Source organism: Streptomyces sp. NPDC051183 (genome assembly GCF_040682455.1).
Classification (GTDB): Bacteria; Actinomycetota; Actinomycetes; order Streptomycetales; family Streptomycetaceae; genus Streptomyces.
In genome coordinates this window covers 1-5,781 of the sequence record NZ_JBFBBA010000099.1, presented here as the reverse complement: position 1 = coordinate 5,781, position 5,781 = coordinate 1, and the positions used below count along the sequence as shown (strand labels likewise).

5 protein-coding genes and 1 pseudogene are annotated in these 5,781 nt (G+C 66.5%); all 6 read right to left on the bottom strand.

The window, feature by feature from the left end; genetic code table 11:
• Positions 1 to 67, bottom strand: a 67-nt coding sequence (locus tag AB0M99_RS37380; RefSeq protein ID WP_365928671.1) for a hypothetical protein, incomplete at its 3' end; no start/stop codon positions are given.
• Positions 68 to 81: 14 nt separating this feature from the next.
• A pseudogene (locus AB0M99_RS37375) lies at positions 82 to 1,086 on the bottom strand (LLM class F420-dependent oxidoreductase); the annotation flags it as partial.
• A 106-nt stretch (positions 1,087 to 1,192) separates the two neighbouring features.
• On the bottom strand, positions 1,193 to 2,026 hold the full coding sequence (locus AB0M99_RS37370) for a hypothetical protein (protein ID WP_365928669.1): 834 nt from the start codon (positions 2,024 to 2,026) through the stop codon (positions 1,193 to 1,195).
• Between the two features lie 141 nt (positions 2,027 to 2,167).
• The gene (locus AB0M99_RS37365) at positions 2,168 to 3,157 is read right to left on the bottom strand and encodes an N-acetylmuramoyl-L-alanine amidase (protein ID WP_365928667.1); all 990 of its coding nucleotides are present in this window, start codon (positions 3,155 to 3,157) and stop codon (positions 2,168 to 2,170) included.
• 497 nt (positions 3,158 to 3,654) lie between these two features.
• The gene (locus AB0M99_RS37360; protein WP_365928665.1) at positions 3,655 to 4,020 is read right to left on the bottom strand and encodes a barstar family protein; all 366 of its coding nucleotides are present in this window, start codon (positions 4,018 to 4,020) and stop codon (positions 3,655 to 3,657) included.
• An 803-nt stretch (positions 4,021 to 4,823) separates the two neighbouring features.
• Complete coding sequence (locus tag AB0M99_RS37355; RefSeq protein WP_365928663.1) at positions 4,824 to 5,012, bottom strand: hypothetical protein; 189 nt, start codon at positions 5,010 to 5,012, stop codon at positions 4,824 to 4,826.
• Between the last annotated feature and the right edge of the window lie 769 nt (positions 5,013 to 5,781).

Here is a 5,781-nt window from a genome sequence, read left to right as displayed (position 1 = left end):
AGCGCAGCGAGGAGCGGCCCTCGAACTTGTCGTAGCTGCGCCAGGCGCGGATGTAGGTGTCCTGCACCGCGTCCTCGGCCTGTTGAGTTCCGCCAGGACCCGCAGGGTGTGCGGGTCCGGGGCGGTGACGAGCAGGTCGGTGACCGGGCCCTTGCGCCACAGTTCCAGGCGCTCCGCGATCCGCTCCCGGGGGCCGACCAGGGAGATCTCGTCGGCGAACGCGTCCGGGACGGCGAGGACGGCCTCCTCCTTGCGCCCCGCCAGGAACAGCTCCTGGATGCGGTGCGCCTCCTCCTCGTAGCCCATCCGCCCCATGAGGTCGGCGTGGAAGTTGCGGGCGGCGTGGCCCATGCCGCCGATGTAGAAGCCGAGCATGGCCTTGACGGGGAGCAGCCCCTCGGCGACGTCGTCGCAGACCTTGGCCCGCGCCATCGGGGCGATCATGAAGCCCTCGGGGAGGTCGGCCAGGGAGGCCCGGTAGACGTCCGTACGGGTCGGCGACCAGTACAGGGGGAGCCAGCCGTCCGCGATCCGGGTCGTCTGGGCGATGTTCTTCGGCCCCTCGGCGCCCAGCAGGAGCGGCAGGTCCGCCCGCAGCGGGTGCGTGATCGGCTTCAGCGCCTTGCCGATCCCGGTGCCGTCCGCGCCGCGGTACGGGTGGCTGTGGAAGCGGCCGTCGAGCGCGACGGGCGCTTCGCGGCGCAGCACCTGGCGGATGACGTCGACGTACTCGCGGGTCGCGGTGAGCGGGCTCGCGGGGAAGGGGCGCCCGTACCAGCCCTCTACCACCTGCGGTCCGGACAGGCCCAGGCCCAGCATCATCCGGCCGCCGGAGAGGTGGTCCAGGGTGAGGGCGTGCATGGCGGTGGCCGTGGGGGTGCGGGCGGCCATCTGCGCGATGGCGGTGCCGAGCCGGATGCGCGAGGTGTGGGCGGCGATCCAGGTGAGCGGGGTGAAGGCGTCCGAGCCCCAGGCCTCGGCGGTCCACACCGAGTCGTAGCCGAGGTTCTCGGCCTCGGCGGCGAGGTCGAGGTGGGCGGGCTGGGGGCCGCGGCCCCAGTAGCCGAGTGCGAGTCCGAGGCGCATGTACGTCCCTCCGCGATGCCATAACTGACGGTGCGTCAGGTGACTGTAGGGCAACGGCCCCCCACCCGGAAGGGTGGGGGGCCGTCGGCCGTACGAGAGGGCGGGATCAGCCGCGCTGGATGCCCGAGGTGTCGTTCAGGACGCCGCGGCGGCCGTCCTGGGTCTGCGCGATCAGCGTGGCCGGGCCGCGCTGCTCCACGGCCAGGTACCAGGTGCCCGGGGCGAGTTCGGCGATCGGGGTGGGGGAGCCGTCCTCGGCGAAGAGGGGGCGGGCCACCGGGACCGCGAACCAGAACGGGGTGAAGTCCGCCGCCGGGGCCTGGGCGGCGTCCGGCTGGACGGCGCCGAAGTCCGGGCCCGGGGCGGCCGAGGCGTCCTGCGGGTTGCCGCCGTAGGGCGGGACCGGCTGCGGGGTGGCCCCGTACGGCTGCTGCTGGGCGCCCGGGTAGCCGTACCCGGCACCCGGCTGCGGCTGGCCGCCGTACGGCGGGGCAGCCGCGACGGCCGGCTTCGGCTCGGGCACCAGGGAACCGGCCAGCGCCGGGACCTTCGAGCCGAACAGGGTCACGCCGGCCATGGCGAGCGTGGCCAGGAACGCGATGATGCAGCCGGCGCCCAGGTCGGCCCCGCTCGGGCTCGTGATCAGCGACCACAGCGAGGACCACGCGGCCGCGACGGCCAGCACGGTGCCCCAGGCGCGCAGCGGCAGCCCCAGGAGCTGACGCCCCTCGGGCTGGAAGCGGGCCGCGATCAGCAGGCCGGCGGCGATGAAGGCGAGCAGGAAGATGCTGGGGAGCGCCAGACGGTACACGTCGGTGTCCCACACGCTCGGCAGGTCGAGGCCGGTCGCGGAGTAGAAATCGAGGAACGAGGCGATGAACAGCAGCGCCGCTGCTCCGATCACCACGCCGTCGCCTCGAGTGAGGGAGCGGATGTTCACGTGTTAGGTGTCCTTCTCGGTCTCGGTCGTCTCGTGGTGCCGCGGTCGCACGCGTCGTGACGGGAGTGGCGCGGGCGGCACCATGGTACGGAGGTCTACCGCGGCCGAGAGGATCGGGGCGGCGGGCTGTCCCCGGGGGGACTACCCGCCCAGGAAGCCGACGATGCCGTCCGCGATGCCCTGCGCCGCCTTCTGGCGCCACTCCGGACTCGTCAGCTGCGCCGCGTCCTTGGCGTCACGCATGTTGCCGCATTCGATGAACACCTTGGGGCGGGTCGACAGGTTCAGTCCGCCGAGATCGTCCCGTACGACCAAACCGGTGCCGCTGCCGAGGTAGTTGGCGGGGGAGGAGCCGGTGGTCCGGGCGAAGTTCCCGGCGATCCGCTCGCCGAGCTGCCGGGAGGGCCCGACGATCTTCGCGGTGTCGGCGCCGCCGCCCTTGACCTTGGCCGGGAGGATGATGTGGAAGCCGCGGTTGCCCGCGGAGACGCCGTCCGCGTGGACGGACACCACGGCGTCGGCGCGGGCCTCGTTGCCGATGCGGGCGCGCTCGTCGATGCAGGGGCCCCAGGCGCGGGCCTTGCCGGCCTCGTGGGTGAGCAGCACCTTCACGCCGCGGCCCTCCAGGAGGGTGCGGACCCGGCGGGAGACGTCGAGGCTGAACTCGGCCTCCATGTAACCGTCGTTGGTGGTGGTGCCGGTGGTGTCGCACTCCTTGCGGTTGGTGCCGATGTCGACCTGCTGGTCGATCTCGTCGGTGTGCTGGAAGTTGCCGGTGTTGTGGCCGGGGTCGATGACGACGGTACGTCCGGTGAGCGGATCGGCCTTGGCCCCGGTGCTGGGGCTGGGGCTGCTGCCGGGGCTCGGGCTGGTGCTCGGGCCGGTGCCGGTGGCGGCATCCGGGCTCGGGGCCGGGCTCGGCGCGGGGGAGGGGACGGACAGGGGCATCACGATCCGCGGCGGGCGCGAGTCGTCGGGCCCGGCCCCGGCGAGGACCTGGGTCAGCACCCAGCCCGCCAGGCAGGTCGGGGCGACGGCGGCCGCCGCGACGACGAGCGTGGCCCGCCGCGCATACCAGGGCCGGGCCGGCGGGGCGGCGTCGGAGGGCTGGGATCTGTCTTCGTAGCGCACGCGGCGATGCTAGACCTGCGGTCTGCTTGTAGTACGGACCCTAGCCCGTCCGGGGGCGTGGCCGGCCGGGGCGGGGGCGCGGCCCAAGGAAGATTTTGTCCGCTGGCATTGTGATCAAGAGGCGAAAGAGCCCCGCCGGATTGCCCCGGCGGGGCTTCTCGCCAGCTCCTGAGGATCAGCACAGAGTCCTGGTGCTGGACACCGGAAACTGCATGATCTGAGCCCTTAGGGTGTGACCAGATGCTGTAACTGAGGCACGCTACAAGGCCGTCACCACTGTTGGACTTCAGCGCCAGACAGCGAACTCGATCATAATTCGATTCCCGCACGTTGGGGAATTTCAGTATCTGCTTCTCAGTCGGTCGGCGCGCGAGCGCAGAGGATCCAATTGGCAACGTCTCTGAAATTCTCCTTATCAACGATCCCTGAAAGGGAGTTGGGGCCCGTGATGTTCCAGCAGACCCCAACTACCTAAAATTCGACGATATTCGCCACCGCTAAGTATTGGACTCGATGAAGATCGACAATTTCTTCGGATTTCCCCCGGTCGCCTGCGGGTCCATGAGCATTTCGGCGACATCCTGGAGTACAGCTTGCGCCGTTTGAATGTCACCAAGAGCTACTTCCGCATGCCGGTCCGCATCGCGCCAAATAATAGCGATCTGTGAGGAACTCAGAGCAAAAAGACCTTCCCACAACGAGTCGGAAAGCGCTTCCCAGCTCCTTGAACTCTCTAGCGGTGGATCCATCGGAAGAATCTCACGAGCGGCACGAAAGAAGGAGTCTCGATCGCCCCCTTCGCCAGTCGATAGAGTGAAAACCTCGATTTCCTGCCGTGCCGCCTCATCCTGGATGGATTCCATTTCATCCGATGAGAGCATTGTAATTCCTGTCACAAACTTCACATGCTCACCTGACTCGCACAAATGCGGGCTTGCCGGAGTCCCCGTGGTGTGTCCACGTGTAGTACGTCTCGCCCGTGATGTTATCGCGCACAACCCGAAGCGGCCCTGCGCCAGGAGTGCCGGGCGTAGGAGCTACGCGGTATTCAAGGTACGGAGAGTGGTCTCCTACGCCTCCAGGCAGGTGGGCGTCTCTGCTGTTGAATTTCGTACCCCACTTGACTGACGTGCGACTCGCTACCGGAGAGCGAATGGGTCGGCGAACCGGCCAGGGGCCACAGCGAGGAAAACGCGTCGACGGCGAGGCGGAGCCGATGACGTTGAAGCTGGGCGTGGGGGTCTCGAACACCAAGTCGAGGCGCTGACTCCCCGGACCGTGATCGGTCCGGGGAGTTCGGCCCTGCACCCGGTCTCCGCCGTCAAAGAGTGGCTGCGACCAGCACTTTCACAACAGACCTTCGGTCTGGGCTAGACCCTAGGGGCGCGCCTCAGGTACCGGCCCCAAATCTGGGCTTTCCGGTACGGTCCATCACCGTCACTATCATACTGCGGCTCGTCAAATTTCACCCAGTATGCCATTTCACCATCCTGCGCCATCACGTGCCGCACAGGTTCAGGAGCTTCAAGGTCATCGACTTCCCCCTGGAATTCAGCCTGCCACGGCCCTGCCCAAGATGGATCTTGGAATACCGTGACACGAGTTCCAGGCGGAAGGAGCTCAAGACTCTTCGCCTCATCCGGAGGGATATAGTTGCTCGCTTCGCTCATTGGGAACGGTCCTTGAATTTGAAGTCTTGAGCCTGCATCGTCCTCTCATTGTAGACGTAGTGGACTTCAACCCCCTTCACCTTCATTTCCTTCTTGACCCAGCCGTCTTCTGCAGGCCAGCGCGGGTCCTTCATGACAGTGGGGAGGGTGTCACCATATGAGGGATTCTCCTTGGCCAGGTCCATGGCCTCCTGTTCGTTTCGCCCTCGCTAGAATTGGCCGTTGTGAGTGACTGTGATCTCTCCATCCAGACCGCGTCCCACGCCTAGCTCTAGATAGGCCTTGAGGTTTTCGCCATCGTGTGAGGGATCGCCCGCACTGAATCCCCGCAGCCAATCTTTTACGCAAAGACCATTCTCGTGTGCTCAAGCGGAAGGCTTGATAATTGGACATCTCGACCTGGGAGTGAATTTACCTTTCTGAATCAGGTCGCGCCCGTTGGGTATTGCGGCACTCGTCTCCTCGAGTCCTCCCTCGGCGGTGGACCGCCGAAGGGGTCGACATTATCCAAATGCGATATATATCGTAAGGAATGTCAGGGCGCAATAGAGCATGAGGTGCCGCAATGCTCCCAGGGCTTTGAGTCCCCTATTTTCACGCCTCTCGACCACGATCGCGGCCAGCAAGCTTCCTACTGCTACCCCACAGAAGAACTGGCTGTGAAGCTCCATTGGATAACCCCATTCTCAAGGACTGTGGCGCCCGGTGGGGATCCACCGGGCGCCAAACTCTATTTGAACCCCTGTGTGCTACATGTAGTGCTTATAGAATTGCTCTTCGGCTTTCCTGGCCACCTCGGCCGCAGCCTTTTCTGCCCGAGCAGTCAGATAGCCGGTGACCTTCGCCCGGACCGCGCCACCCAGGGCTGATTCATAGTCTTGGCTGTGAGGAGAAGCGGCAGGTCACAGCCGTGTGGCGGACCTTCAGTTTGGACACGCCGGACGCAACGAAGCT

What these genes read in the sequence shown, in the direction of transcription:
- AB0M99_RS37360 (WP_365928665.1), bottom strand. Translation starts at nt 4,020, where the DNA reads ATGGAATCCATCCAGGATGAGGCGGCACGGCAGGAAATCGAGGTTTTC.
- AB0M99_RS37355 (WP_365928663.1), bottom strand. Translation starts at nt 5,012, where the DNA reads ATGGACCTGGCCAAGGAGAATCCCTCATATGGTGACACCCTCCCCACT.